The following is a 24,581-nucleotide window of genomic DNA, read 5'->3' on the forward strand; positions in this document are numbered from 1 at the left end:
TCCGTGAGCTTCTCTAGCGCTCTTTCCATTGCCAATTCAGGTCTGGCCGCGGCATCGATCCGCGCCCAGACGACAGCCTCGAATATCGCGAATGCGACCGTCGAGGGCTATTCTCGGCGGGACGTCGTTCTTTCCGAACGCGTGGTCGGCAGCACCGGCATTGGTGTTTCCGTCGTCGGAACAGAGCGTGTTACGTCTCCCGTCCTGACATCCACACGGATCAGACTCGAAGCGGCCGACAGTTTTGCGACCCAGACGGCCGATACGGCGAAATCCCTCACACAGATTGTCGGGGAGCCTGGGGCGCAGAACGGATTGTTCGGGGCCTATAACCGGTTCGAGGCGTCGTTAAGGGATGCGGCGGCCACCCCTGAATCGTCGATCTTCCAAGCCGAGGTGGCCGACTCCGCTCAAAATCTGATCCGGGTCTTCGCCAATGCGTCACAGGATGCCAACGATCTGCGACGTGACGCGGATCAGGAGATTGGCCGATTGGTCAATGAGGTGAACGAGAAGCTTGAGCGCCTCGAAGACATCAATGGTTTGCCAGAGGCGCGGATCAGCCCCGAGATCCTCGATGAGCGGCAAAAACTGGTCGACGAAATCAACGAGATCATTCCGGTCACGGCGCAAAACCGCGGCGGTCAGTTGAAGTTGATCAGTGAAGGGGGGCAGTTCCTGCTGGATACGACGGCGCGGGAAATCTCCTTCTCGACCACCGGCGCGATCGGGCGGACCGCTGTCCTGGGGGCGCCGTTGTCGGGACTGACAGTGAACGGGGTCGACATTACGCCGACCGGTAGCGCGGCGCATAAATCCTCCGGTGGTCGCATCGGGGCGTTGTTTGAGGCGCGGGATGTCACCGTTCCGGGGCTTCAGGACAAACTCGATGGCCTCGCCTTCGATCTCGTTTCCCGCTTTGCGGGGGACACGGTCGATCCGACCATTGCCTCGACGGATGCCGGTCTGTTCACCGACGGCAACACGACGGCCCCGACGGCCAGCTATGTCGGCATTGCAGAAGCGCTGGAGCTGAACGCCGCCGTTGATCCCGATGAGGGAGGGGAGCTCTATCGCATCCAAGCGGGCATCGGGGCCACCGCCCCCGCCCCCTCGGGGAACGGCGATCAGCTTAATCGGTTGATCGACGCCTTTGGGGCGGAGCGAGCGGCACCTCCCGCCCTTGGGATCAATGGCAATGCCAGCGCCGTGGATCTCGTCGCCGAGGTCAATGCCGCGGTGACGGAGGCCGATGCCGAGGCACAGGACGATGCCCTTTACGCCAGCACACGGGCGCAATTGGCGCGCGAAGAGGAGCAGGCGATCATCGGTGTCGATACCGACCGTGAATTGCAACAGCTCCTGTTGATCGAACAGGCCTATGGCGCCAACGCCCGCGTCATCCAGACGATCGACGAAATGCTTGATATACTGATGAGGCTCGGCTGATGACCAATATCGTCAATGGACTTCCTGATTTTGTTCGTCTGTCGCAATTCAGTCGGGCGATCCAGACCAGCCGCCAGGAACTCGACCGCGTGAGCCAGGAATTCGTCACCGGGCGGGTAAAAGACCTCGTCAGCTCTCTTGGCTCCCGTGCCGGTGAATACAACACCATCACAAAGGCGATCGACGATATTGACCGAGCGGGCTCCCGCCTGTCGATAACCTCCAACCGGCTGAGCCAGATCGATATCGCGCTGAAATCGGTCAGAACGACGATCGGTGAATTCGAGACCCGAGCGCTGGTTGATACACAGATCAATGGTGAGGTCGGACGTAGCCAAACGAGCGCTACGGCCCGCAGCCACCTGGAATCGGTTTTCACCTCATTGAATTCCCAGCAAGGGGGGCGCGCCCTGTTCGCAGGAGATGACGTGACAGGGGTGGCCTTGACCGATGTTGAGACCTTCCTCGCCTCCGTAGAAGCCGCCTTGGGCGGGGCGACCGACCAGGCCACGATCGATACGACGATTACAGCCTTTTTCGCCGATGGCGGAACATTCGATACGAGTATTTACACGGGGGGCGACGGAGAAGCGGCCTCGGTTCGCCTGCCCGATGGCGCGGTGGTCGATTATTCGATTAAGGCGGACGACCCTTCGATTAAAACCCTTGTCGAGGGGCTGACGCGGTTAGCTTTCCTGCCCGCCGATGTCGATACGCCCTATGTTGAGAATGCGGCAACGCAAATCGTTTCCGGGAAGACCGGGATCGCCTCGCTTCAAGCGGATGTCGGGCGGCAGACAAACCTTGTTTCCTTGGCCGAAGGCCTTGCCGCCGAAGAGAAGCGGCTTCTTCAGGAAAACGAGAATGCGCTTGTCGGGATCGACCCCTTCGAAGCGGCATCGAACGTGCAAAGACTGGAAGTCCAGCTGCAAGCAGCGTATCAATTAACGGCACGCCTAGGACGGCTCAGTCTCTTGAACGTATTGTGATGAAGCTTAAATCCCTTCTGGCCAGCGCCACCGCTCTTACCTTGATGATGACAGGGGTCGCCTCGGCCGAGGTGGCCTTGCGTGACCTTGTCGACGTCGAAGGGGTCAGAGGCAACGATCTGATCGGATATGGGTTGGTGGTCGGCCTCAACGGTACGGGCGATACCGTCAGGAACTCGCCCTATACCGAGGAAGCTCTCGCCAGCCTCCTTCAGCGCCTTGGCGTGAACGTTCAGGACGAAGATTTTCGTCCCGATAACGTGGCCGCGGTGATGGTCACCGCAGAACTGCCGGCCTTCGCGCGGACTGGTTCGGAAATCGACGTGACTGTGTCCTCCATCGGGGATGCGGATGACTTGACCGGCGGGACATTGGTGATGACGCCGCTGACGGCCGCCAATGGCGATGTCTACGCCGTGGCTCAAGGCCCGGTTCTGGTCAGTGGATTTCAGGCCGAGGGCGAGGCCGCATCGATCACCCAAGGGACGCCGACAGCGGGCACCATTCCCGCGGGGGCCCGGGTGGAGCGAGAAGTGGACTTCGCGTTCGGCCGGATGCAGACGATCAACCTCGCTCTCAAGACCCCCGACTTTACCACGGCTGCTCGTATCGAAGATGCCCTGAACGCTCGTCTTGGGGCGGGGGCTGCGACCATCACCGATCCTGGGACCGTGCAGTTGACCCTGCCGTCTGGACGAAATCCCGCGCGGGTTTTGTCCGAGATTGAACAAATGGCCATTCGTCCGAGTGCGCCTGCGCGTGTCGTGATCGACCAACGGTCCGGGACCATCGTCTTGGGCTCGGCCGTTCGTCTCTCTTCGGTGGGGATTGCCCAAGGCAATCTCTCGATCGCCATCGCCGAAACCCCCGTTGCCTCACAACCGAATGCGTTCGGGGAGGGGGAAACGGCCATTCTGCCGCGGACAACGATTAATGTGAACGAGGGGGCGACGGGCAATGTCGCGCTGATCGAGGAGACGGTCAGCCTGGCTGACTTGGTCTCGGCCCTCAATGCCCTTGGGGTCACCCCGAGGGAAACCATCGACATCCTGAAGAGTTTGAAGGTTGCCGGTGCGCTGCACGCGGAGCTTATGCTTCAGTAGCGTCCGTCGGCGCCAGCTCAATACGCCCGTCCTCGACCATTTCCATGACACGGCACACAACGTCCGACTGGGCTTTTTCGCCTTGATCCTCGGCCGGCGCCGGCATTTTCGCGAGTTGCTCGCGATATTGATCGGCCAAACGCTGCGAAATATTCCCCAACAGATAATCCGTCATCGGCTTGGATTGCGATTCGGAATATTTCATCGCCGTCAACAATACCGGCAATTCGATTTCTCTGAACAGGAGGGGGACGACCTGACGGGGGGCCCGATCTTCGAGGGCTGTGAAGTTCAGGACACGGCTTGCAATGGGCGTGACTTCCTCAGGGTCGAGATCTCTCCGGATCGCCTCAAGGATCGTATCACGATAGCGAGAGGGGACGCGGTTCAGGATATCGGCAACTCTGATCGCGTTCTTGTTATCTTTCTCCCCTGTATCGCCGAGCGTATCGAGGAGGTCGCGCTGCATCAGGGCCTCAACCGCCTCAACGGCGAGCGCGCTCGGTTTCCCCGTCATGCCGATATGTTTGAGGCTCGCTTTAACGAGGTCGATCGTCAGGGCATTCGCCAGTTCACTTGAGCGGTCGGCCGACAAGGAGGCAAGGACGATTCCCACAACCGCCGGGGGGCGGGAGTTTAAAAAGTCCGCAAGCACATCGATTGGCAGCTTTGAGACTTCTCCCCAGACCCCCTCGCCGATAGGATTAATCTCTTCTTCCGGCTCCATCTCGATCGGGTCAAAGTCGGGTTCGTCTTCGACGAAAAGGCGGGTGCCGAGCTTTGAGGCGAGTGACGTTCCGCCGCGGACAGACACTTTTTCTTCTTTCAGGCGTTGGGCAAATTCACGCACCAACAATTTTTGCTCCGAGGGAGAGACAGCGCGAAGCCCGGAGAGGCTTTCCACCAGTTGATCCCTGCGTGCGTCGGACAATTTCCCGTGCAGGCTTTGCAGCGTGGTTTCACTCAACAAAGCGAGGACGGCAGCGGCTTTCTCGCCGGGTCGCCGATCGAGACGAGGTTTATTGGGGGGGGAGGGAACCACCTGTTGATCTGTTCCCTGACCGCTAATCGCGGCGGGCATCGACCCTCTGGACCCCTCACCCTTTGAGGGACGATCCCCCTCGTCATTCCGGCGCGCGGGGAGGGCGGAAGATGCGGGCGTGGGGAGCTGGCTCATCCGGCATAGCCTCTGAGAAGGGCGGCGGAAAGTTTGGTCCATCCGTCCGCCATGACAAAGAAAGCGAGCTTAAAGGGTAAGGAGACAACGGCCGGCGGGACCATCATCATCCCCATCGCCATCAAGACCGCAGCGGTCACGAGATCGATGGCAAGAAAGGGGAGAAAGACCGCAAAGCCGATTTGAAAGGCCGTTTTGATCTCCGACAGCATGAAGGACGGCACCAGCAATGAAAGCGGGACGGTCTCCATCACATCCTCATCCCAGCGCTCTGGGAGAGACTCTGAAAGAGCAGCGATTGTGGAGTCATGTACCCTGGCCTCCATAAACACCCGAAATGGGGCTATGGCCTCGCGAAAGGCGGTCTGTTCATCGATTTCGCCCTCTTGATAGGGGGCAATGCCGGCTTCCCACGCCTGCTGAAAGACAGGTTCCATCACAAAGAAGGTGAGGAACAAGGCCAAAGCCATAATCATCATGCTGGGCGGCGATTGCGGGATGCCCAGTGCCTGACGCAGAAATGAAAAGACGATCACCATCAGCGGCAGACAGGTGATCATCATCAATATGCCCGGTGCCAAGCTCAGCACCGTGACGGTCAACAGGAGCGGGATGATGTCGCCCCTCAGGGAGCCACCCATATCCGGTAAGCCCTCGACGAAAGAGGGGGCCTCCTGCGCGACGGCGGGACTAAGCAACAGCGCGCCCGCAATAATGATCAGAGAGACCAGACGCACTATTCCGCGTTTTCCTCTTTCAGATCGAGAATCCGAAGAGCGAGACTTTCAGGACCCGTATCGCCTTCGCAAAGCTCGCCTGTGGCGATGACTTGGCCGTCGACGACCAGTTCCACCGGTTCGTCCGCTCGCGAAAGAAGCGGAACCACAGTATCGGGCGCCCATTCGCTAAGCTCTTTGAGGGACATTTTCATACGCCCTACAACGACGCTGACGGGAAGCTCGATATCATAAAGGGGCTGCTTGTTCTGAGCCTTGGCGCTATCGCTCATCGTCGATCCTTTCCGTAAAAGGGGTTATGCGACCCTACGATCCTCTTCGAACCACGAGTCGAGGATGGCTGCAGCATCGTCAGGGTTTTCTTCTGTCAACATCGTCAGCACTTCGGCCGCGTCGAGATTTTCCAGCTTGTCTTCGCCCTCGGCGATTTCGGCCTGGGCAAAGGGCGTTTTCGGCGAGAGTGCCGGACGAAGGACAAAGAACGCGATGCTCGCGACCAGGAGGGCAAGCACGCTGAACTGCGCGATGTCGACCGCCCGCGGCATGACATGGGCCTCAACGAAGCCGGGCGCCGTGACCAGCTGGGGCTCCTCTCCCTCAAAGGGCAGCACACGAATGGCCAGACGGTCGCCCCGCTCATCCTCGATACCAGCCGCGTTGGCGACGAGCGTTTCGAGGGCTTCGACCTCTTCGGGAGATCTGGGGGCGGGAACGGTCTCCCCTTCTTCGTTCACCGTATACCGCTCATTGAGGAGCACGGCGACGGACAGACGGCGGACCGTCCCGGCGGCGGTTTCGATGACGCGTTCGATTTCCGTCCCGGTATAGGTGACTTCTTCGTCGCGACGCCGCTTGACCAATCGCGTCCCGGCCTCTTCGGGATCTTCGGCAGCGTCTCCATCGGGAAGATTGCTGGCAATGGTCACAGGGATATCGGCGTCGGATTCGGCATCGGATTCCTCGGAAATCGAGCGACTGACAATTTGTCGCGAGTCGGGGTCGATGACTCGCTCTTTTTGCGCGATCGATTGCCGGTCGATATCCATGGCGACGGACACCCGGGCATTACCAGGGCCGACATGCGCCTCAAGCAAATGGGTCAAGCGCGAGGCGAGCCGATCTTCACGGTCGATTTCATCGCCCATCGGGGATTCATCACCTGTCGCGCCGGGACCGGCGATCACCCCGCGGGCGGTATCGATGACGGCCACGGATTCGGGCCGAAGCTCCGGTACGGCGAGAGCCGTTAGATATTGGATCGATTGTGCCTGACTTTTCGACAGCCCTCCCGACGCCTCCACCGTGACCGAGGCGCTCTTATCGAGCCGTGCCCGGCGGAAGGCCGATTGGCGAGTCACCCCAAGATGCACTCTTGCGGCGGTAACGGTGGGAATCGCCAAAATTGTACGGGTCAGTTCTCCTTCTTTTGCCCGCCAATAGGCCGCGTCGAACATATCAGAGGTTGTGGAAAACCCATTGAGGTCGTCGAGGATCTCATAGCCGGCGCCCCCCGCCGGCGGCATGCCAAGCCGGGCCAATTCCAACCGTAGACGATCGCGCTCGCCCTCGGGGACGTAAATCGCCGATCCATCGATCGTATAGGGCACCGCCATTTCGTCGAGCTTACCGATAATATCGCCCGACGCTGCTGGGCTAAGGCCTGAAAAGAGGAGGGCGTCGGTTCGCCCGCCCGCCATGAACACCATCGCCAACAGGCCGATGGTCGCCGCAATGGCGGCGCCCCCGGCAATCAATCGCTGGCGTATAGTCAAGGACTGCCACGTCTTCAGTACCGTTGCTTGGTTCATGCCTACTCTACCCGATTAAGTTGTGCGGTTTAACGATTAGGCATTGTTGCTTAACAAACCGTTTACCTTCCATTGGCATTTACCTTTGGCAGCAGCCCAACAACCGTGACGAGGGACATTCCGATGGCGGCAGAAACTGAAGAGGTCGAACCGAAAAAGGAGGGGGGCGGATTCCTTTTTACTGGGGTTCTGTCCGTGGTCGCCGCCGCCTCGACATTCGGGATGGTCTGGTTTGCGGCGGCCCCGCCCCCACCTGTGGATGCGGCTGCTTGCGCGGGGTTCACGGCCGAGCCGTTAACGCCGGAAGAAATTGAGGCACGCACGGCAAAATATGTCGCTCTTGAGCCTTTTACCGTCAGTTTGGGGCCTGACGCTGGGGCGAAGCATCTTAGGATGTCGGTGGCTTTGGGCCGCCCTGCGGATGCAGTGGAATTGTCCGAATCGGAGCATTTGAGGCTTCGGGACAAGTTGCTCGAACGGCTGCGTAAGGTTGAGTTGACGACAATAACGGATCCTGACGGAATGCCGGCCCTCAAGGAGTCTCTGCTCGATCAAGCGCAGGCCACTCTGGGTCCCGACACCGTCTATAACGTGCTCGTCACCGAATTCGTAATGCGGTGACCGCAGGGAGCTTGGTGGTATGCAAATTATTTTTGATGTCGCGTTGCTGGTTATTTCAGCCTGCGCGGCGCTCTATTGTTGGTCGTTGAGCCGTCGGCTTCGCGCCCTTCAAAATCTCCGTAAGGGCGTTGGGAAAGCCCTTGTGGATCTGACCCAATCGGTCGGCTCCCTTGAGGCGCAGCTCGGCAGGCTCCGTAAGGAGGCGGCCGAGGCGACGGTCCGTCTTGAGGAGACGATCGGGAAGGCCCGCGACGCCGAGGGGCGTGTCGATTTTATGCTGGAGACGATGGATACCCAGTCCCGTCACATCGTGAAGGACCTCAAGCGTCAGGAAACCGATATTCGTAAGCTGATGGAGGGCCGTCAAACGGAGCTTCGTACGGTTCTTCGCGACGCCACCATGGTCTGTGAGATGATGAACCGTCAGCTTGTGACGCTTGCGGAGCAGAAGCCCGTTGCCGCCGGTCGGGTGGCTGCGACCCCGTCGTCAGCGCCGCGGTCGGCCAATGAATCGGCGACACCTCGTGCGACGGACGCTAATGTGGAGTCTCCTCGTTCGGGCAAATCCCCCGTTGCGGCCCCCGCGGTTGAGGCGGTGGTGAGCGACAGGACGTCTGCGCCTCTTTCGGAAACCGAGGTCGAGGCGGCGGTCGAGGCTGTCGTTCTGGCAGGAGAGAATGACGGCGCAGCACGGACGACGCCGTCAAAGGACGCATCGGTCACGGCGCAAGACGCCAATGCTCATGCGACCATCTCCGCCGAAAAGGTCGAGATGCGCACGGACCGGCAACAGGAAGAAGGGGGCACGACCCCGTCGTCCGCCGCTACAGAGGCGGCGGTGCCCGTGACGCCTGCCCCTCGCAGTGAGGGGGCTGATCGGGTGCAACAGGCGAAGACATCGAAGGCGGAGGCCCCGTTGGAGATTGAGCCGTCCGTTGACGCGCAGGCGACGGAGCGCCTTGCGGCGCGGCTTTCCCGGTTGCGTCAGCAGGAGCGGCAAAAGGTCGAGGCCGTAGAGGGGGCAGCCCGTCGGTTGTCCGAGAGCGTCGAGCAGCCTAAGCGGTCTGAGCAGTCGGAGGTCGCGTCGTCTGTCGCCCTTCAGGCGGAAGCCGAGGGAAGGGCGGCTGCCTCAACGGATAACCGATCCGAGGCGGCAAAGGCCCTGGCAAAGAAAATTGAGAGCCACGCTGCGGCGAAGCGGGCCGAGAGCGGGGGAGGCGCGATCGGAGGGCCTTCGCCTAAAGTGGCCGAATTGGCCCGGCGTCTGGCGCAAAAGGCGGAGCTCCGTCGCGCGGCTGCGGATCCCAAAGGATCCGGTCTGACAAAAAATCCTTTCCCCACTGACAAACCCACGAAGAAGGTTCAGGCGTCATGACCAAAGGACGTATCCTCCCCGCTTATGCCTGTGCATTTGGTCTTGTGGCGGTGGGACAGTTTCTCGTGGCCGCCGAGGCCTTGCCGGAAGCGGCCGAGCGCTTTGCACCGCGCGCCTCTTCCTCGGTGAAGGCGTCCGTGCCCGAGGGGATTTCGGTCGCGGTCAACGAAGAGGGGCGGGTTAAGGACTATGAGGCGGAGATCGCCGGACAACAGGCCGAGCTGACCCGTCAGGCGGCAAAACTTCGGGCTGAGCGCGAGGCCTTGAGCCGAGAAGCGTTGCGTCTCGCCAATGCAAAGGGGACAGCCCACAAGGAGCTGGCCTCGCTTTACGCTCGCCTTCCTGCCGATAAGGCGGCCGAGATCATGATGGCCTTGAGTGCCGATCAAGCCGCCGCCTTTGTCGAGGCGATGCCCGCGCCCGCAGCTGCGGCTTTGCTGGAGGCGATGCCGTCGGATTCGGCGATTGCGGTGACCCGCGCCCTTTTGGAGAAGTCGTCGAGTTAGGCGCTCTCCAGTTTCTTTTTCTTATGATTACCGAAAATTGGGAAAGCACCAGCTAGTCTGTCCGTGCCGGTGGTTAATCGTCGAGTTGTGGTGATTAACTCTTTTTACACGGAATTTGATCAGGAAGTTAATCATGCTTGCTATTGTCGGACTAGTGGTCACGCTTGTCATGGTCTTCGGCGGATATCTATTCGCCGGGGGCAAGCTGGGCATCATTCTCCACAGTCTTCCCTACGAAATGATGATGATCGGCGGGGCGGCCGTCGGGGCGTTTCTTGCCGCAAATGACTTCACCCGGATCAAGCATGCGGGCGGTGATCTGGTGGCCGCTTTCGCCGGGGCGAAATGGAAAAAGCAGGATTATCAAGAATTGCTTTGTCTGATGCACGAGTTGATCGTCGTCTTCAGAGAAAGTCCGGTGGATGTCGAAAAACATATCGAAGAGCCGGGGGAGAGTGAGATCTTTGGTCGCTATCCTCGAATCGCCAAGGATAAAGGGGCGGTTGAGCTGATCTGCGACACTATCCGCTCCATGCTCCTCAATTTTGATGACGTCCATCAGGTCGAGGAGTTGCTTGAAAAACAGCTCGATCAGAAAAAAGAAGAGAGCATGCACGGCGCGCACGCCGTCGAGCAGGTGGCCGATGCGTTGCCCGCTCTTGGGATTGTGGCGGCGGTGCTTGGGGTTATTAAGACCATGGCCTCGATCGACAAGCCGCCCGAAGTCTTGGGAAAGATGATCGGCGGCGCCCTTGTCGGGACGTTCCTCGGTGTTTTCCTTTCCTATGCTGTTGTTGGTCCCTTTGCGGCGCGAATGAAGGCGGTGCGGGAAGAAGAGCACCAATTCTACGAATTGATCCGTGAGGTGCTGGTCTCCAGCCTTCACAAACATGCGCCGAATATTTGCGTTGAAGTCGGCCGTCGTCACGTCCCCTCTGTCATGCGTCCCTCGTTTAACGAACTCGAAGAAGCACTCAAAGGCGCAGCTTAATGCCCGATAACTCCGTCGCTCTGGTTTCCCGTCAGGGAGGTCTGCTTAAAGCGGTTCAGATGATCGCGAATAATATCGCAAACGCCTCGACCCCCGGTTTCAAGTCCGAGGGCGCTATTTTTTCAGAATATGTGAGTGAGGGGCGGTCGCTCGCGACAAGCCTTTCAATGGGGCGGTTTGTCGGACAATCGACGGACTATGCGAGCGGGCCGCTGAAGCAAACCGGCGGCACCTATGATTTCGCGATCCAGGGCGAGGGCTTTTTTAAAGTCAGTACCCCCGCAGGTGAACGCCTGACCAGGGCCGGCTCCTACACCACCGATCTCGAGGGTGTTATCGTCGATCCCGCAGGCAATCCGTTGCTTGACGAGGGGGGTGGTGAGATCACCATTCCGCCCGATGCGGTGAGTGTCGGTGTGGGGCAGGACGGTACACTGAGCGTCGATGGGGAGATCTTCGCGAAGATTGGTGTGTATACGCCTCTTGGCGAACCCGAGCGAGTCGGCGATAATCTGTGGAGAGTTCCCGATGGGGATGCCGTCTTCGAAGAGGGGCGTGTTCTTCAGGGATTTATCGAAGGGTCGAATGTCCAGCCGGTGGCGGAATTCGCTAAATTGATGCTCGCCCAGCGGATGTATGAGGCCGGTCAAAAAATGGCCGACCAGGAGCATGAGCGGCTCTCCACGCTCATCGATGCAATGAGACAGCAAGGGTAAGGGATATGGACGCACTGAGAACGGCAGCATCCGGCATGGCGGCGCAGCAAACCCGTGTCGATGTCATTGCCAATAACATCGCCAATATGTCGACCACGGCCTATGCGGCCCGCTCGGCGGTTTTTGCGGACCTGATCTATCGGCAGGATGTCAATCCCGGTGCGATCTCCTCGACGCAAGGGACCATCGTTCCCACTGGGGTACAGCTTGGCTTGGGCGTCCAGACCCAGGCGGTGTCGATGGATATGCGGCAAGGAGCGCTGCGGCAGACGACGAACGATCTCGACATCGCGATTGAGGGCAACGGCTTTTTCGAGATCACGCTGCCGAATGGTGAGCCCGCCTTCTCCCGCGACGGTAAGTTCGAGGTCGATCCCGACGGCCTCATGGTCAATAGTGACGGGTTTGCCCTCGCCGATGGGATCACGATCCCGCGTGAGGCGCGTCAGGTGACGATTAGTGCGGATGGGGAGGTTTTCGCTTTCTTCGATGATGCGGTCGAGGGACAGTCCATCGGGACCATTACCCTGACGTCGTTCGTCAATCCCAAGGGCCTGGAGGCGATGGGGGGAAATCTTTACCGTGAGACGACCGCGTCGGGAACACCGATCAACGGTCAGCCGGGTCAGGATGGCCTCGGCTTGCTGCGGCAGGGATATCTTGAGGAATCCGGCGTCGATGTCGTCAGCGAGATTGCGGATCTGATCGAAGCTCAGCGGGGCTATGAATTGAATTCCAAAGTGCTGACGGCGGCGGACGAGATGTACGCCTCGGCGACGCGGATCAGATAATGATCCTCACGGCTCTCCTTTTCCTGATGATGGGTGAGGTTCACGCCAATGCGCGCCTGCCCGCAGGTACCGTCATTGACGGGTCCGGGTTGGCCGGGAACGAGAACGATGTCGACCGGTTGGTTGGTCGACAATTGACACGGACGATTTTTCCGGGGCGGACGATTTCTTTCTCCGACACCAAAGAGGCGGACCTTGTGGACCGCAACTCGACCGTTCGGATCGTCGCGGTGAAGGGGCCCATGCGGATCGAAACCAAGGGACGGGCATTGGGCGCCGGGGCTGAGGGGGAGGAAATCCTCGTCATGAACCTCGAAAGTCGACGGACGATTACGGCGGTCATTTCCGGACCGGGCGAGGTGAGGGTAGAACTATGACGCGATCAAGTTTCCCTCTCTTTATCGCAGCTCTTGCAGTCTCGGCATGCACGACCACGAACGATCAGCTTCCCTATGCGGAGATTCCCACACCTGAGCCGATCGTTGCAGACCTTCCGGCGCTTGCTCCACGCAACGCGTCCTTGTGGAATCAAGAGCCGCAATCTCTATTCGGCAATCGGCGCGCCCGTAATGTCGGCGATATTTTGACAGTTATTGTCAGCGTCGATGAGCAAGCCGAAATCCAGAACTCTTTGGCCCGAAACAGGACGAACCAGGAAGATTTTTCCGTGAACGCCCTGTTCGGGATCGATCAACAGTTTCAGGATCAGCTGCCCGGCGATGCCACTTTCTCTCCCGCCGTGGGGGTGACGAGACAGGCCACCGCCGCCGGCGATGGAAGCATTACGCGGCAGGAGCGTATCACCCTCAGGCTGGCGGCGCAGGTTATCGAGCAACTGCCCAATGGGCACCTTGTCGTTGTCGGGAGCCAACGCATCCGGGTTAATCAAGAGGTCCGGGATCTCCGTCTTCAAGGTGTTGTGCGGCCTGAAGACATCACTCGGGATAACACGATCACTCACGATAAGATTGCCGCGGCGGATATCGTCTACACCGGGCAAGGACAAATTTCACGGACGACCAATCCGAAGCCGGGATCACGTGTTCTGGACTTCATCGTACCCTTTTGATGGCTATGTCTAAGATAATATCACTGCTGATTGTCGTCGTTGCCGTTGTCGGAGCGGGCTTTGCCGCGATGACCATGAGGGGAGGCGGAAAATCAGCCTCCGGCGCCGGAGAAGTGGAGCACGCTGTTGCTCATACTGAGGAAGAGCTTGGGTATTTTGCCTTTCAGCGTCCCTTCCTCGTTCCGATTGTGGAGGACAGGACGGTTCGTGCTTTGGCGGTCCTACGATTGACGCTGGAAATGCCGAACACAGAGATTGAATATGTCCGCACAAAAGAGCCTCGCCTCCGCGATGCCATGATGCGCACATTGTTCGCTCTCGCGAATGAGGGGTATCTCGGTGGGGATATCACCGACACGGAAACCTATGAAGAGATCCAGGGCCGCTTGCTCACGGCATCACGGTCGCTCATCGACGAGTCGGTCGAGGAAGTCCTGATTGTCGATTTCAATCGGCAGGAGAATTGATCCCCTCCCTTTGATCCGTCGAGCACTATGTTCTCCAAAAGGAAAAAGGCCGGGTGCGTTCGCTCCCGACCTTTTGTCTTATAGGGGAATTCGGTGTTGTCAGATGACCTTGTAGGTATCCGTCGTGATGGTCGGTCCTATGCCGACGACTTGCCCATTGGTATCGGTAATCACCCGATCGACGGTTCCAAGAGCGCGAGCATCGAGAACCGTCGAGTCCGTCTCAATCTCAAAGCTATAGGTGCCGGGGGCGGCAAGGGTGCCCTCATTGGTTTGGCCGTTCCATGACCATTCATCGGCTCTGGGCCCTCGGAAAACGACGTCGCCTTGGGCATTGCGCACCACAAGGGCGCCTTCCGCATCCGACCCACTGACGATGGGGAGAGGATCAAACGCGCCGGAGATGGTGATCTCAGAGGCGCCGATCTGCGCCCCGATCACGTCGGTTTGTTGTCCGCCTAAGGTCGATTGCAGCAGACCCATCATGGTCTCAAGATATTTGTTCGTTTGAACCTGCTGCTCGAGACTGGAAAATGTCGCCAATTGTTCGACGAACTGCGTCGAATCGATCGGGGCAAAGGGATCCTGATTTTTCATCTGGGCGGTGAGCAGATTCAAAAAGGCATCGAGGTCCGTTGCGAGAGACTGCGTAGCCTTTTGATTGGCGGCGGATGCGGCCGATTGGGCGGATGTGGGGGAAATTTCCATGGGAACCTCTCAGAGTCGCAGGTCGATTCGGTCTATCGTTAGTATTTGTGGGCGGAGCGGGGAGGGGGCCTCCGGCAGTGAGCCGCTATCAGCTATGGCGCCGTAACTAGGGAGAGTCGAAGAGAATTGCGCTTGTTGTGAGAGCGTTTGCTGACTGCCCCTATCGGCGATATCGACGGCGACATTCTCGAAGCCGGCACTCGCCAATTCCCGCTGAAGGGTATCAAGGTGTTTCTTCAATAGATGGGACGTATTCGCCTCGTCGGCACTCAGAACGGCCGAGATAAGTTTCTGTCCATCGAAATTGAGGTCGATTTCAACCCGGCCGAGTTCGGGCGGATCAAGGCGTACGGAGATATGGTTCTCGGTGCGGATATTCCGCATGGCCTCGGCCACCTGTTGAGCTGCAACGGGACCCTGCGCGGCAAGAGGGGCCGGCATGGCCGCGCCGGTAAAGACAGCCTGGCTCATGGGAGAGGCGGCGGGGAGGCTTAACCCCGCAAAGGCGGCGGGGGTCCCCCCGGTGAGGGGGGCTGAGGACGTACCTGCTGAATGTGTGACATTTGATCCGCTGACAAACGCGCTTTCCGAGACGGTCGGCATCACACCGGGGCGCGTCTCAGTGGCGGTACGCTTGGCGACGATCTTGTCAACAAGACTGTCCGCCATGGAGGGGCGATCCCCCGAAGAGGCGATATTTTCCCGGCTTGGGCCCTGACCGTCCGTCGACAAGCTCTTGGCGGGGGCTGAAAGTTCGGGCGTATCCCCTTGAGCGGTCGGCATAGAGAGGGAATTGGCCGAACGCGGGGCATTTCCGGTATCGGCGAGCAGGACGCTCGAGCGCGGGAGGGCGCCATCCGACGCTTTTGGGGGAAGGGCCGTTGGGTCGGGATCGACAGTTCCCACCGCTTGGTCGATCGCTTTTTGGCCATGCGGGGACACAACCGGTGCCGCCTTGTTCGTCGTCAGGGCCGAGGCGGTGGCCGTCGCCAGGGGCGCGTTGCCTGGGGATTGAGGGGCGTCGACAACGCCTTTCGTCTCGAGGGCTGCGCGACCTTGCGCGGTCAGGTTAAGGGCAAGATCCGATGGGGGAAGGGTCGTTGTGGGGAGGGATGTGGGGGTCTGACGGTTGACGATCGTGACCTTATAGTCAGGGACAGCGTCGGCGGGCAGGCCTGTCGGCGATTGCGTCCCCGTTGACCCTTTGGCGTCAGAAAGGGGCAGCGTCGGCAAGGCAGACCGTACCTGGGCTAGTCCATTGGGCGTTGCCTCAAGCGTCGATGCGCCCTGTCCCTTTGAAGGGGGGAACGGACGATCCTGTGAGAGCGAAGGATCGCGGCCTGAAGCGGCCGTCAGTTCAGCCAGCAGCGCTGGGGGAATCGTATTCCCCTTTGCCGTATTGCCCTTCGCCGCGGCATCCGTGCTGAGCGCCGTCTCCCCCGTTCCCTTGGCGGTGGTGCCATCGGCTTCAATCCCGGTGCCCGACGCCGAAACGCCAAAGGATGTCGTCCCGGTGGAGACACGACCGACAAGAGCGTCCGCCCGCAGAACGCCCGCCACGGTCGTGTCGTTAGGCGATTGAACAAGGCTGCGCCCCTCTGAAGACGAGGCGGCGGCGGGCGAGGACTGATCCCCCGGCAATGCTGTCATGAGGGGGGAGGCCGCCATATCCGCTTGGCCATCGCGCCGTCCCGTCCCGCTCTCCGCTTGGGCAGGGGCCGCATCGTCCCGCGCCTGCGCCGACTCGGCGACCAAATTGAAAAACGTGGCGCCGTCCTTTGTGGGGCTCGCGCTCTCTTTGGAGGAGGAAAGGGGGGCGGTGTTCCGACCCGTCGCCGCTTTCTCCGGGGCGAGGGACAAAAGAGCAAGATCGGCCATAGACTAGTCGCTCTCTAAATGCGTCGGTTAGATTTCGACTAGGAAGGTTTACGATTACTTTACGGAGGTGTCCGATACAGAGATTACATCTTAAAATAGGACATATTATGGTTTCGCTCCCGTCCGCATTCCCCCTTCCGGCCCTCGGCGCGGCGGCGACGGCGTCCGATCGTCTCGGCGAGGAGACAGTTTCTGATCGTGAGGCGCGGTTGCGGGAAACAGCGAAGTCCTTCGAGGCTGTCTTCGTCGCGGAGATGCTGAAACATGCCGGATTGGACGAGGCCCTCGCGGCGGACGAAGGGACGGCAACGGACAGTTTTTCTTCCTTCGTGATCGAGCGCGTGGCGGGGGATTTGGTGGAGGCGGGCGGGTTCGGCCTCGCTGACCGTTTCTATACGGCCCTCCGCGCGAAAGAAGAGCCTACGGTCTCCACTTCCCTATGAGTTCGGTCGATCAACTTGCGGATCTGTTGCGCCGTGAGCGGGTGGTTATCCGCGAACGCCGTTTTGGTGATCTTGAGTCAATTGCCCAGGAGAAACGAGACCTCCTTGAGGCGTTGAGCCCTGTCGATTCGGGCGATCCTTCCCTTGTGAGGGAGGTGAAAGACTTGGCGGAAAGAAATGCCAGGGATCTCGAAATCATCGCCAGAGCGGCACGCGATTTGCGGTTACGACTTGAGCGACTAGGCCGAGAGGCGGTCTCGGTCGCCTATGACCCAGATGGGGAACCGCTCGACGTGCGATCGACGACTAATCTCTCCCGACGCGTTTAGTATTAAGCCTGCATTATGGTTTATGAGGGTACGAGACTAGTCGAGGCAACGTTTTCAAGCCGTTGCGTCGGGTCGACCCGATACCGTCAGGAAGACGGACTCGCCACTTGAATTGAAAGGCAATTCAGATGTCGAGCATCAACTTCAACGCCAGTGCCAGCGTCGCGCTGCGTTCTCTCCAAGAAACCAACAGAATGTTGGAAACAACGCAACAGCTCGTCTCGACGGGTAAGCGGATTAACAGCGCCAAGGACAACGCTGCCATTTGGTCGATTTCGACCATTATGCAAGCGGACGTCTCTTCCTTTAAGTCGATTACGGACAGTCTCAATCTTGGGGCGTCGACTGTTGGGGTGGCGAGTTCCGCCTCCGAAACCGTCGTCGATCTTCTTCAGGACATGAAGGCGCTGATCGTTTCCGCGCAGGAAGAAAACGTCGACCGGAATAAAATCCAGTCGGACATTGACGCCCTTCGTAACCAGATCACCTCAACGGTTAATTCGGCCCAGTTCAACGGCCTGAACCTGCTCAACAATTCGCAGGGGACGGTGGACATCCTGGCGTCGCTGAACCGGTCCAGCACCGGTAACGTGGCTCCGACCCGGATCACCATCAACGGTCAAGACCTGACGGATACCCAAGGGACGTCCGGTGGCTCCATCACTGCCGGGACCGCGTCGACGGTCGTTGCCGGTCGCCGCGTTGATGAGAGCGGCTTTACCGGTGCCAGCAACGTCACCGATTCCCTCCGTGCAGGGGGCGACGGTACGCTCGATCTTCGCCTGACCACCGGTGTGGCGGACGACCTGCGTTACTTCGTCGAACTCGACGGCGGCGCACGCTCGTTCTGGACCAACACAGCGGCGTCCGGGACCTCGGTGTCCGGCATCGCCACTGCGCTTGAAGCCGCGGCCAAAGGCGCGCTCAATGCGAGCACCGTGGGCACCGACAAGATCGACGGCGAAGCCGATCTTGAATTCGATGCCACGACCTCCGGCTATGACGCCGAGCAGGGCATTGTTGGTCGTCTGACGAACAGCTCCGGCGCCGATGTCAGCGCGCAGGTCTACACCTACTCTGCCTCTGACAATAACAGTGGCACGGCGCGCGATGCGGGTACGACCCTGACGGGTGGTACTGACCTTGGCACCGGTGACGAAGGTCTGACCTTCGCCGACGTGACCACGGGTGTGAGTGCCGGCGATGTCGTGGTCTTCACCTACAATGTTGGTGACGACGGCAACACAACCGACTCCACAATCCAGTTCGCGGTGAAAGCCAACTCTTCTGGTGTTGTGACCAAGGAAGCCCAAGCCGAGGCCTTCACGGCGGCCTTCAACCAGCTCAGCACCGATGGTGACCTTGCTGCTGATGACCTGGCCGGCGCGACGGCGACCAACAACGAAGACGGGACCGTGACGATCACCGACACGGGGAACACCAACAGTCTCGAATTCGCGGCGTCGAACAGTGACGAATATCTCGTCTACGAGCAGGTGACCACGGGCATCGACGGTGAAATCGAGACCGGTTCCAAGGTTATCCAGGATGCCGACACCCGCGTGGGTGCGGTGAGCGAGTACTCGTTCGAAGGTCTGACCACGGCGTTGGCCGGGGCGGGCAACCTCTACCAGATCACCATCGGTGACTCGTCGAGCAGCTCGAACACCATCGAGTATCGCGCGAAGTCCACGGACACCGTCTCCGATGTTCTGGAAGAACTGGCCACCCGGGCGACCGGTATCAATGCCGATATCGACGTCACCTTCAGCGGCCGGAAGCTCGTCATCACCAACAATTCGACGAGCGCGGTGAACTTCGAGTACGATGTGACCTCCGGGGCCGCCGGCGGCGGCCTTGAGTTCCTGGCCAACCTCGACGTTCGGACGGCAGCGGGCGCTTCTGAAGCCCTCGGCGATATTGACGACATGATCAATACCGCCACGGCGGCGGCCTCTGCCTTCGGGTCGGCGGCGCGTCGGGTCGACATCCAGATGAACTTCCTCACGGATCTCATCAGCTCGCTGGAAGCTGGGGTTTCGGCCTTGACCGATGCCGACCTCACCGCCGCGGCGGCCGACTTGCAGGCCCTGCAGGTGCAGCAGCAGCTCGGCCTCCAGGCGCTCGCCATTGCGAACGCCTCGCCGCAGGCCCTGCTGGCGCTGTTCCAGTAAGCCACACGATCGAAGGGCGGCGCAGCGCGCCGCCCTTCACCCCTAAGCCGAACGTCCAGCAGAAAAGTTGAGCCCCTATGCAGTCGTCCGCCGAACACGGCTACGCACAAGTCCGAAAGAGCACCGCCTCGGGCCGTGAGGTCGAGATCCAGCTCCTCACGAAGATCGCCGCCGAAATGGCAAATGCAGATCCCTCGACCCCAGAAGGTTTTCGAGAGCTTGTCACCGCGGTCCACAGAAATATGGAAATGTGGACGGCCCTGATTGTCGACTTGCTCCAAGAGGAGAACAAAATCGATCAGACGCTGAAAGTTGGACTACTGAAGCTCGGTCAATTCTCTTTGGTACATAGCCGCAAGGTGGTCTGCCGTCAGGCTGAACCAGAGGTTCTTATCTCCATTAACCGGCAAATTGCCGCCGGCCTGAAAGCCCAAGCCCAAAACAACGCCGAAGCGGCGTAACACGACAGGAGGTCGTCATGGGTGGAATTACACTGACTCTGAAGCCGAAGGAAAAATTCCTCATTGGAGGGAATTTAATCGAGAACGGACCGCGCCGGACATCTATTCGAATCACCGAAGGTGTTTTCGTTCTCCGGGTATCCGATGCCCTTCACCCCGACGATGTGAAGACCCCGATTACGCGGGCCTACCACGTTGCGCAATTGATCCTCGCTTGTGAGGTGAGGGAGTTCGATGGGAAGGCGGAATTACTCTCCCGTCTCGATCAACTCTCCGCGATTTTTGCCAAGACGGTTCACCGCGAAGCGATCGATAACGCTATCGAGGCGGCCGAGTGCGGACGATATCACCGGGTCTTGATCGCGTTGAAGGGGCTATTCCCGATCGAAGCGGAGCTCCTCAAGGTTTACGCCTCGCCGGCAACCAATGGTGGTGACCTAGTCGAGGATCGCCGGGTCGCCGCAGGTCGTTAACCCTTTGGCAAGGGAATAGTTACAATAGTCACCGTATCGTTAATGACGAGCGGTGACTCATGATCGGTACGAATAACGCCATTCTCGAAATGGCAAAGGCGATGGCGCAGCACGCCGCGTCTCGCCAATCCGTGGTTTCCCAAAACCTTGCTCATCTCAATACCCCCGGCTATCGCCAGATGGCGATGCCTTCCTTTGCGGATGTCGTGAAGGGGCGAGAGCGAGCGGAGGCGCGGGTGGATAGCCGCGCCGTGCCCAATCCGAACGGCAATTCCGTCTCGTTGGAAACCCAACTCGAAGAGATGGCCTCGACACGCGGCGAGCACGAGATGGCGCTGGGATTGTGGGAGCAGACTTTGGCTCTCTACAAGACCGCGATGGGGGCTCGATAATGGCCGATCCCCTTCTGACATCGCTCCGCATCGCCGGTGACGGCATGAACGCCCAGAGCTTTCGTATGCGGACCGTCAACGAAAACCTCTCCAACATCGACACCCCTGGTTATCAGCGCAAGATGCTGACCTTCTCCACGGGGAATGAGCAGGCGGTTCGCGTGTCGCGAATGATCCTGTCGTCTGACGAGGCGCGGAAGGTCCATGATCCGGGCCATCCCTTGGCGGACGCGGACGGATTTGTCGAAATGAGCAATGTCGACATGCTGACCGAACTGTCCGACGCCCGTGAAGCCAAGCGCAGTTTCGACGCGAATATCGAAGCCTTTCGCCAAGCCCGCGAAATGTATGCCGGGCTGATTTCCCTCATGAGACGGAGCTAAAAATGGCAGCAGAACTCTCGGCGCTCGGCGCCGCCACCGGCTACGGTCAGGTCCTGGGCGCAAAACCCGCCCCTGGCGGAGATTTGGCGGAGAACCTCAAGGCCGCAGGTGAGGCTTTCACCAAGGTCTTCGACAAGGCCGACCAATCGGTCCAGCAAATGGCCGCGGGGGAGGGCAGTGCCCACGCTGTGGTCGAGGCGATGGCAGAGGCAGAAGTCGCCCTTCAGGCGGCCGTGACCATCCGGGATCGGGTGGTGGAAGCCTATCAGGAAATTCTCCGTATGCCGGTCTAAGCGTATGCTGACGGATGCACAGATTATCGACCTGACCCGAGAGGCCGTGATGACGGCGGCGCTAATGTCGGCGCCGTTGTTGATTGCTGCCCTCGTGGCCGGTCTCATCGTCGGCCTTCTACAGGCACTAACCTCGGTTCAGGAGCTGACCTTGACCTTCGTGCCCAAGGTGGCGGCGATGCTGTTGGTCTTTGCGTTGACGTCGAGTTTCATGGTCGGCCTTTGTTTGCGGTTATTCGAGGACCGAATCCTGCCATTGATTGGGTAGACGACACCGGTCTTGGGGGAGTGCGGGGTCAGATTTTAGGGAGAGGCGTCATCACCTGAAGGGTATGATTCGCTCCCGTGAGGGAGGTTCCTATGTCGGAAGCTGTCGCCACGCCGACGCGGATCGATGCGATGTCGATCCTGCGGGAGCCGGCCGTGTTGCTGGCGATGGGGTTGATGGTCATCATTGTCATGATGATCCTCCCCGTGCCGCCGATCGTGCTCGATATCGGGCTCACGGCTTCCTTCGCTTTTGCGATTTTGATTTTCACGATCACCCTCTTCATCGAAAAACCCCTCGATTTCTCCGCCTTTCCGAGCGTCTTGCTGATGTCGCTCTTGCTGCGGCTCAGCCTTAATATCTCATCGACGAAATTGATTATTGGCGAGGGACACACTGGCACCGGTGCGGCCGGGAACGTGATCGAAGGCTTTGCCATGTTCATCATGAACGGCAATTTGATCATGGGATTGATCATTTTCACCGTTCTCATCATCGTCAATTTCCTCGTCATTACCAAAGGGGCGGGGCGGATGGCCGAAGTCGGGGCGCGCTTCGCCCTCGATGCCATGCCTGGCCGACAATTGGCGATCGACGCGGATGTCGCCGCCGGGGCCATTACCCACGAAGAAGCGCGCCGCCTGCGGGAGCTACAGCAAGAAGAGACCGCATTCCTCGGTTCCCTCGACGGGGTGTCGAAATTCGTGAAAGGGGACGCGGTCGCGGGTCTCCTCATCACCCTTTTGAACTTGGTGGCCGGGATCGCCATTGGGATGGGGGTGCACGATGTTTCCCTCGGCGAAGCCGTGCAGAATTATTCCGTCCTCACCGTCGGTGATGGCCTCGTCAGCCAAATTCCAGCCGTGATCATCTCGGTCGCTGCTGCGCTTCTTTTGTCCAAGGGGCAGGGGAAAGGCTCGGTGGACGTGGCGCTGTTCGGTCAGATGACCGGCAGTCCCTATGCCCTGCTCACCGTGGCGATGCTCCTCACGGTCTTTGCGCTGCTGCCCGGCTTGCCGTTCTTGCCGTTCATGCTGGGGGCGGGAGCGTTTGGCTATCTCGGATGGCGCGGCCTGCAGGCAACGGCCAGGCGAGATGCGTTGGCTCTCGAAGAGGAGAAGGCGACCGACCTTGACGCCCTGCCGGCACCGGCGACGCTTGGGGACAGTCTCGATCTCGACGAAATCCATGTTGAGCTGGATCGCGGCCTCTCCTCGATCCTCAGCGGCTCCCAGGAAAGCTTCGACAAGCGGATCGAAAAGCTTCGGACCTTTATCGTCAGCCGCTATGGCTTCGTGATGCCGCCGGTCAGGGTCACCGACGCCGCCCTTGGATCGGGGGCCTATCGTATCAGTCTCCAGGGGACAAAGGTGGGGGAGGCGACCTTGATGATCGACCATAGCCTCGCCCTTGTGAAGCATGCAGACTATCGCGATATCCCTGGGGTCGATGCAACGGAGCCGGTCTATAAGGCCGAGGCCAGGTGGGTGACCCCCCATTGGGCGCAGGAAATGGCGGATCGCGGTATTACCGTGATCGAGCCGGTGGAAATCCTCGCCACCCACCTTCTGGAGTCGGTGCAGAATAATTTCGAGCGGCTGATGTCCCGCCGGGCCCTGCGAGAGGCGCTCGATGCCCTCACCAATCTGTCCGACCCCGTCAGGGCCGAGTCGAACAAAAAGCTCCTCGACGAATTTTTGCCCGAGAAGGTGACCTACGATACCTTGCAATGGGTGATGCGTGGATTGCTGGCCGAGAAGATCAGCGTCCGAAATGTGCCGCTCCTCCTTGAAGCCATCGTCGAGCACCAGCCGCGGTGCCCGAATATCGACGATCTGATCGAGGCGGTTCGGCGACAACTCGCCTTCCAGTTCATCGAAGAGTACAAATCTCCCGACGGCACCCTGCCTGTCGTGCAACTCGGCCAGACCTGGGACAAGCTTCTCGCCGACCGTCTTCGCCCCGATCCAGATAATGGCGGCACCGGGGCGTTGAGTGCGGATGAGTATAAGCGCCTCGGCGACGATGTGCAGGAGGCCCTCAACAAGGCGGCCATGGCGGGGGCCTATGCGGCCATAGCCGTTACGGGACGGCGGCGGCGGTTTGTTCGCGACGTGGTCTCGGCGCGCGCGATCAAGAACCCGGTCATCGCCTTTGAGGAGATCGGATCGGGGGCCCGTCCCGCCATTCTTGCCGTCATCTGACGATGTTCGCCGAACTCGCCGCACTGATACCGGAGGAGGGGCAGGCCTTCATCATCGCCGCCGTGGCGATCTTTGCTCGCCTGACAGCCATGCTGGTATTGCTGCCGGGCTTGGGTCAATTGGCGATTCCGGTCAGAGTGCGATTGATGGCGGGGCTCGTTATGACGAGCACGATTTTGCCGGTGATCCTGGACCGCCCGTTGCCCGCTCTGGCGATCAGCGACCCCCTCGTGCTGATCGTCTTTGAGGTGGTGATCGGCGCCGCCCTTGGCTATGGGTTCCGTATTTTTATCTGGGCACTGAGTATTGCCGGCACCATTGTCGCACAATCCGCTTCGCTGTCGCAGTTGTTCGGGGCGGGGCTGAATACCGAGCCCAATCCATCCGTCGGCTTGTTGCTGACCATGGCTGGGGCGACTTTGTTCATGACGATGGAGTTTCACGTCAGGGCTGTTGGCTTGATTGCCGAGAGCTACGAGCTGTTCCCGCTGGGAGAATTGCCGCGGACGGATGTGCTTGCGGAATGGGCGACCCATCGGGCGATGGCCGCTTTTGCCCTCGGGGTTTCCCTTTCGCTCCCCTTTCTCCTGGTCAACTTTCTTTACAATATCGTCCTTGGCATGATGAACCAGGCGATGCCGCAAATGATGGTCACCTTCATTGGGGTTCCTGCGAACGTTCTTGCGGCGCTCCTATTGCTCGCCGTTGCCATGCCGATGATCCTGCTTGTTTGGCTTGCCCGGACCGAAACCGGCTTTATGGGGTTCTGGTAAGGC

At 59.8% G+C, this 24,581-nt stretch carries 29 protein-coding genes; 23 read left to right on the top strand and 6 right to left on the bottom strand.

Going from position 1 to position 24,581, the window contains the following annotated elements:
• Positions 1 to 3 precede the first annotated feature (3 nt).
• The 3 genes from flgK to PB2503_RS07320 are packed head-to-tail and all read left to right on the top strand — an operon-like array spanning position 4 to position 3,541.
• Entirely contained in the window at positions 4 to 1,449 is a 1,446-nt protein-coding gene (gene flgK / locus PB2503_RS07310; RefSeq protein ID WP_013300596.1) for a flagellar hook-associated protein FlgK, read from the top strand.
• Positions 1,449 to 2,438 carry a flagellin gene (locus PB2503_RS07315; protein WP_013300597.1) on the top strand — a complete coding sequence of 330 codons (990 nt, stop codon included), beginning with the start codon at positions 1,449 to 1,451 and terminating at the stop codon, positions 2,436 to 2,438. The genes flgK and PB2503_RS07315 overlap by 1 nt, the downstream gene beginning before the upstream one ends.
• A complete protein-coding gene (locus tag PB2503_RS07320) occupies positions 2,438 to 3,541 on the top strand; it encodes a flagellar basal body P-ring protein FlgI (protein ID WP_013300598.1) in 1,104 nt (367 codons plus the stop codon). The genes PB2503_RS07315 and PB2503_RS07320 overlap by 1 nt, the downstream gene beginning before the upstream one ends.
• On the opposite strand, the gene PB2503_RS07325 is transcribed toward PB2503_RS07320, so the two are convergent.
• From PB2503_RS07325 to fliF, 4 genes are read right to left on the bottom strand one after another with little or no spacing between them, the layout of a single operon-like run.
• Entirely contained in the window at positions 3,528 to 4,718 is a 1,191-nt protein-coding gene (locus PB2503_RS07325) for a FliG C-terminal domain-containing protein (protein WP_158305833.1), read from the bottom strand. The two genes, PB2503_RS07320 and PB2503_RS07325, sit on opposite strands and share 14 nt — an antisense overlap.
• Positions 4,715 to 5,455, bottom strand: coding sequence for a flagellar type III secretion system pore protein FliP (gene fliP / locus PB2503_RS07330; protein ID WP_013300600.1), 741 nt, complete (start codon positions 5,453 to 5,455; stop codon positions 4,715 to 4,717). Before fliP ends, PB2503_RS07325 begins: the two co-directional genes overlap by 4 nt.
• Positions 5,455 to 5,727 (bottom strand): FliM/FliN family flagellar motor switch protein, encoded by a 273-nt coding sequence (locus PB2503_RS07335; RefSeq protein ID WP_013300601.1) that lies wholly within the window; start codon positions 5,725 to 5,727, stop codon positions 5,455 to 5,457. Before PB2503_RS07335 ends, fliP begins: the two co-directional genes overlap by 1 nt.
• A 24-nt stretch (positions 5,728 to 5,751) precedes the next feature.
• On the bottom strand, positions 5,752 to 7,263 hold the full coding sequence (fliF, locus tag PB2503_RS07340) for a flagellar basal-body MS-ring/collar protein FliF (protein ID WP_049781995.1): 1,512 nt from the start codon (positions 7,261 to 7,263) through the stop codon (positions 5,752 to 5,754).
• A 123-nt stretch (positions 7,264 to 7,386) separates the two neighbouring features.
• On the opposite strand from fliF, the gene PB2503_RS07345 reads away from it, so the two are divergent.
• The 9 genes from PB2503_RS07345 to PB2503_RS07390 all read left to right on the top strand — a co-directional run bounded on the left by PB2503_RS07345 (position 7,387) and on the right by PB2503_RS07390 (position 13,799).
• Positions 7,387 to 7,884 carry a flagellar basal body-associated FliL family protein gene (locus PB2503_RS07345; protein ID WP_013300603.1) on the top strand — a complete coding sequence of 166 codons (498 nt, stop codon included), beginning with the start codon at positions 7,387 to 7,389 and terminating at the stop codon, positions 7,882 to 7,884.
• A gap of 19 nt (positions 7,885 to 7,903) precedes the next feature.
• Positions 7,904 to 9,259, top strand: a complete 1,356-nt coding sequence (locus tag PB2503_RS13950; protein WP_013300604.1) for a hypothetical protein — start codon at positions 7,904 to 7,906, stop codon at positions 9,257 to 9,259.
• Positions 9,256 to 9,765 carry a magnesium transporter MgtE N-terminal domain-containing protein gene (locus PB2503_RS07360; RefSeq protein WP_013300605.1) on the top strand — a complete coding sequence of 170 codons (510 nt, stop codon included), beginning with the start codon at positions 9,256 to 9,258 and terminating at the stop codon, positions 9,763 to 9,765. Before PB2503_RS13950 ends, PB2503_RS07360 begins: the two co-directional genes overlap by 4 nt.
• A gap of 133 nt (positions 9,766 to 9,898) precedes the next feature.
• Positions 9,899 to 10,756: a flagellar motor stator protein MotA gene (gene motA, locus PB2503_RS07365; RefSeq protein WP_013300606.1), complete on the top strand. Its 858-nt coding sequence runs from the start codon at positions 9,899 to 9,901 to the stop codon at positions 10,754 to 10,756.
• Positions 10,756 to 11,472: a flagellar hook-basal body complex protein gene (locus PB2503_RS07370; RefSeq protein WP_013300607.1), complete on the top strand. Its 717-nt coding sequence runs from the start codon at positions 10,756 to 10,758 to the stop codon at positions 11,470 to 11,472. Before motA ends, PB2503_RS07370 begins: the two co-directional genes overlap by 1 nt.
• Before the next feature lie 5 nt (positions 11,473 to 11,477).
• Positions 11,478 to 12,263 (top strand): flagellar basal-body rod protein FlgG, encoded by a 786-nt coding sequence (gene flgG, locus PB2503_RS07375; protein ID WP_041534942.1) that lies wholly within the window; start codon positions 11,478 to 11,480, stop codon positions 12,261 to 12,263.
• On the top strand, positions 12,263 to 12,640 hold the full coding sequence (gene flgA / locus PB2503_RS13955) for a flagellar basal body P-ring formation chaperone FlgA (protein ID WP_013300609.1): 378 nt from the start codon (positions 12,263 to 12,265) through the stop codon (positions 12,638 to 12,640). Before flgG ends, flgA begins: the two co-directional genes overlap by 1 nt.
• Positions 12,637 to 13,332: a flagellar basal body L-ring protein FlgH gene (locus PB2503_RS07385; RefSeq protein WP_013300610.1), complete on the top strand. Its 696-nt coding sequence runs from the start codon at positions 12,637 to 12,639 to the stop codon at positions 13,330 to 13,332. The genes flgA and PB2503_RS07385 overlap by 4 nt, the downstream gene beginning before the upstream one ends.
• 5 nt (positions 13,333 to 13,337) lie before the next feature.
• On the top strand, positions 13,338 to 13,799 hold the full coding sequence (locus PB2503_RS07390; RefSeq protein ID WP_148235226.1) for a flagellar basal body-associated FliL family protein: 462 nt from the start codon (positions 13,338 to 13,340) through the stop codon (positions 13,797 to 13,799).
• 99 nt (positions 13,800 to 13,898) lie between these two features.
• Here PB2503_RS07390 and PB2503_RS07395 read toward each other — a convergent pair whose 3' ends face one another.
• Complete coding sequence (locus tag PB2503_RS07395; protein ID WP_013300612.1) at positions 13,899 to 14,507, bottom strand: flagellar hook assembly protein FlgD; 609 nt, start codon at positions 14,505 to 14,507, stop codon at positions 13,899 to 13,901.
• Between the two features lie 9 nt (positions 14,508 to 14,516).
• Positions 14,517 to 16,385: a flagellar hook-length control protein FliK gene (locus tag PB2503_RS07400; protein WP_013300613.1), complete on the bottom strand. Its 1,869-nt coding sequence runs from the start codon at positions 16,383 to 16,385 to the stop codon at positions 14,517 to 14,519.
• A 107-nt stretch (positions 16,386 to 16,492) separates the two neighbouring features.
• Between PB2503_RS07400 and PB2503_RS07405 the strand changes: the two genes are divergently transcribed.
• The 11 genes from PB2503_RS07405 (at position 16,493) to PB2503_RS07460 (ending at position 24,578) form a co-directional block, all read left to right on the top strand.
• Positions 16,493 to 16,828, top strand: a complete 336-nt coding sequence (locus PB2503_RS07405; RefSeq protein ID WP_013300614.1) for a flagellar protein FlgJ — start codon at positions 16,493 to 16,495, stop codon at positions 16,826 to 16,828.
• On the top strand, positions 16,825 to 17,157 hold the full coding sequence (locus PB2503_RS07410; protein ID WP_013300615.1) for a hypothetical protein: 333 nt from the start codon (positions 16,825 to 16,827) through the stop codon (positions 17,155 to 17,157). The genes PB2503_RS07405 and PB2503_RS07410 overlap by 4 nt, the downstream gene beginning before the upstream one ends.
• Before the next feature lie 128 nt (positions 17,158 to 17,285).
• The gene (locus PB2503_RS13960; RefSeq protein ID WP_013300616.1) at positions 17,286 to 19,331 is read left to right on the top strand and encodes a flagellin; all 2,046 of its coding nucleotides are present in this window, start codon (positions 17,286 to 17,288) and stop codon (positions 19,329 to 19,331) included.
• A 77-nt stretch (positions 19,332 to 19,408) separates the two neighbouring features.
• Positions 19,409 to 19,792, top strand: a complete 384-nt coding sequence (flaF, locus tag PB2503_RS07425) for a flagellar biosynthesis regulator FlaF (RefSeq protein ID WP_013300617.1) — start codon at positions 19,409 to 19,411, stop codon at positions 19,790 to 19,792.
• A gap of 17 nt (positions 19,793 to 19,809) precedes the next feature.
• The gene (locus PB2503_RS07430) at positions 19,810 to 20,265 is read left to right on the top strand and encodes a flagellar biosynthesis repressor FlbT (protein ID WP_013300618.1); all 456 of its coding nucleotides are present in this window, start codon (positions 19,810 to 19,812) and stop codon (positions 20,263 to 20,265) included.
• A 59-nt stretch (positions 20,266 to 20,324) separates the two neighbouring features.
• Entirely contained in the window at positions 20,325 to 20,657 is a 333-nt protein-coding gene (locus tag PB2503_RS07435) for a hypothetical protein (RefSeq protein WP_013300619.1), read from the top strand.
• Positions 20,657 to 21,040: a flagellar basal body rod protein FlgC gene (locus tag PB2503_RS07440; protein WP_013300620.1), complete on the top strand. Its 384-nt coding sequence runs from the start codon at positions 20,657 to 20,659 to the stop codon at positions 21,038 to 21,040. The genes PB2503_RS07435 and PB2503_RS07440 overlap by 1 nt, the downstream gene beginning before the upstream one ends.
• Positions 21,041 to 21,042: 2 nt before the next feature.
• Positions 21,043 to 21,333 carry a flagellar hook-basal body complex protein FliE gene (gene fliE / locus PB2503_RS07445; protein WP_013300621.1) on the top strand — a complete coding sequence of 97 codons (291 nt, stop codon included), beginning with the start codon at positions 21,043 to 21,045 and terminating at the stop codon, positions 21,331 to 21,333.
• A gap of 4 nt (positions 21,334 to 21,337) precedes the next feature.
• The gene (locus PB2503_RS07450) at positions 21,338 to 21,601 is read left to right on the top strand and encodes a flagellar biosynthetic protein FliQ (RefSeq protein ID WP_013300622.1); all 264 of its coding nucleotides are present in this window, start codon (positions 21,338 to 21,340) and stop codon (positions 21,599 to 21,601) included.
• 92 nt (positions 21,602 to 21,693) lie between these two features.
• Positions 21,694 to 23,805 (top strand): flagellar biosynthesis protein FlhA, encoded by a 2,112-nt coding sequence (locus PB2503_RS07455; protein WP_013300623.1) that lies wholly within the window; start codon positions 21,694 to 21,696, stop codon positions 23,803 to 23,805.
• Positions 23,806 to 23,807: 2 nt separating this feature from the next.
• The gene (locus PB2503_RS07460) at positions 23,808 to 24,578 is read left to right on the top strand and encodes a flagellar biosynthetic protein FliR (RefSeq protein ID WP_013300624.1); all 771 of its coding nucleotides are present in this window, start codon (positions 23,808 to 23,810) and stop codon (positions 24,576 to 24,578) included.
• Positions 24,579 to 24,581 lie beyond the last annotated feature (3 nt).

This window comes from Parvularcula bermudensis HTCC2503 (assembly GCF_000152825.2).
Classification (GTDB): Bacteria; Pseudomonadota; Alphaproteobacteria; order Caulobacterales; family Parvularculaceae; genus Parvularcula; species Parvularcula bermudensis.

Excerpts from the sequence above, each read along its gene's own strand:
- flgA (WP_013300609.1), top strand. The coding sequence starts at position 12,263 with ATGATCCTCACGGCTCTCCTTTTCCTGATGATGGGTGAGGTTCACGCC.
- flgG (WP_041534942.1), top strand. The coding sequence starts at position 11,478 with ATGGACGCACTGAGAACGGCAGCATCCGGCATGGCGGCGCAGCAAACC.
- PB2503_RS07315 (WP_013300597.1), top strand. The coding sequence starts at position 1,449 with ATGACCAATATCGTCAATGGACTTCCTGATTTTGTTCGTCTGTCGCAA.
- PB2503_RS07370 (WP_013300607.1), top strand. The coding sequence starts at position 10,756 with ATGCCCGATAACTCCGTCGCTCTGGTTTCCCGTCAGGGAGGTCTGCTT.
- PB2503_RS07450 (WP_013300622.1), top strand. The coding sequence starts at position 21,338 with ATGCTGACGGATGCACAGATTATCGACCTGACCCGAGAGGCCGTGATG.
- PB2503_RS13950 (WP_013300604.1), top strand. The coding sequence starts at position 7,904 with ATGCAAATTATTTTTGATGTCGCGTTGCTGGTTATTTCAGCCTGCGCG.
- PB2503_RS07455 (WP_013300623.1), top strand. The coding sequence starts at position 21,694 with ATGTCGGAAGCTGTCGCCACGCCGACGCGGATCGATGCGATGTCGATC.
- PB2503_RS07410 (WP_013300615.1), top strand. The coding sequence starts at position 16,825 with ATGAGTTCGGTCGATCAACTTGCGGATCTGTTGCGCCGTGAGCGGGTG.
- PB2503_RS07405 (WP_013300614.1), top strand. The coding sequence starts at position 16,493 with ATGGTTTCGCTCCCGTCCGCATTCCCCCTTCCGGCCCTCGGCGCGGCG.
- PB2503_RS07435 (WP_013300619.1), top strand. The coding sequence starts at position 20,325 with ATGATCGGTACGAATAACGCCATTCTCGAAATGGCAAAGGCGATGGCG.
- PB2503_RS07325 (WP_158305833.1), bottom strand. The coding sequence starts at position 4,718 with ATGAGCCAGCTCCCCACGCCCGCATCTTCCGCCCTCCCCGCGCGCCGG.
- PB2503_RS07320 (WP_013300598.1), top strand. The coding sequence starts at position 2,438 with ATGAAGCTTAAATCCCTTCTGGCCAGCGCCACCGCTCTTACCTTGATG.
- PB2503_RS07385 (WP_013300610.1), top strand. The coding sequence starts at position 12,637 with ATGACGCGATCAAGTTTCCCTCTCTTTATCGCAGCTCTTGCAGTCTCG.
- PB2503_RS07440 (WP_013300620.1), top strand. The coding sequence starts at position 20,657 with ATGGCCGATCCCCTTCTGACATCGCTCCGCATCGCCGGTGACGGCATG.
- PB2503_RS07390 (WP_148235226.1), top strand. The coding sequence starts at position 13,338 with ATGTCTAAGATAATATCACTGCTGATTGTCGTCGTTGCCGTTGTCGGA.
- PB2503_RS13960 (WP_013300616.1), top strand. The coding sequence starts at position 17,286 with ATGTCGAGCATCAACTTCAACGCCAGTGCCAGCGTCGCGCTGCGTTCT.
- PB2503_RS07335 (WP_013300601.1), bottom strand. The coding sequence starts at position 5,727 with ATGAGCGATAGCGCCAAGGCTCAGAACAAGCAGCCCCTTTATGATATC.
- fliE (WP_013300621.1), top strand. The coding sequence starts at position 21,043 with ATGGCAGCAGAACTCTCGGCGCTCGGCGCCGCCACCGGCTACGGTCAG.
- fliF (WP_049781995.1), bottom strand. The coding sequence starts at position 7,263 with ATGAACCAAGCAACGGTACTGAAGACGTGGCAGTCCTTGACTATACGC.
- PB2503_RS07400 (WP_013300613.1), bottom strand. The coding sequence starts at position 16,385 with ATGGCCGATCTTGCTCTTTTGTCCCTCGCCCCGGAGAAAGCGGCGACG.
- PB2503_RS07395 (WP_013300612.1), bottom strand. The coding sequence starts at position 14,507 with ATGGAAATTTCCCCCACATCCGCCCAATCGGCCGCATCCGCCGCCAAT.
- PB2503_RS07360 (WP_013300605.1), top strand. The coding sequence starts at position 9,256 with ATGACCAAAGGACGTATCCTCCCCGCTTATGCCTGTGCATTTGGTCTT.
- flaF (WP_013300617.1), top strand. The coding sequence starts at position 19,409 with ATGCAGTCGTCCGCCGAACACGGCTACGCACAAGTCCGAAAGAGCACC.
- PB2503_RS07460 (WP_013300624.1), top strand. The coding sequence starts at position 23,808 with ATGTTCGCCGAACTCGCCGCACTGATACCGGAGGAGGGGCAGGCCTTC.
- PB2503_RS07430 (WP_013300618.1), top strand. The coding sequence starts at position 19,810 with ATGGGTGGAATTACACTGACTCTGAAGCCGAAGGAAAAATTCCTCATT.
- motA (WP_013300606.1), top strand. The coding sequence starts at position 9,899 with ATGCTTGCTATTGTCGGACTAGTGGTCACGCTTGTCATGGTCTTCGGC.
- PB2503_RS07345 (WP_013300603.1), top strand. The coding sequence starts at position 7,387 with ATGGCGGCAGAAACTGAAGAGGTCGAACCGAAAAAGGAGGGGGGCGGA.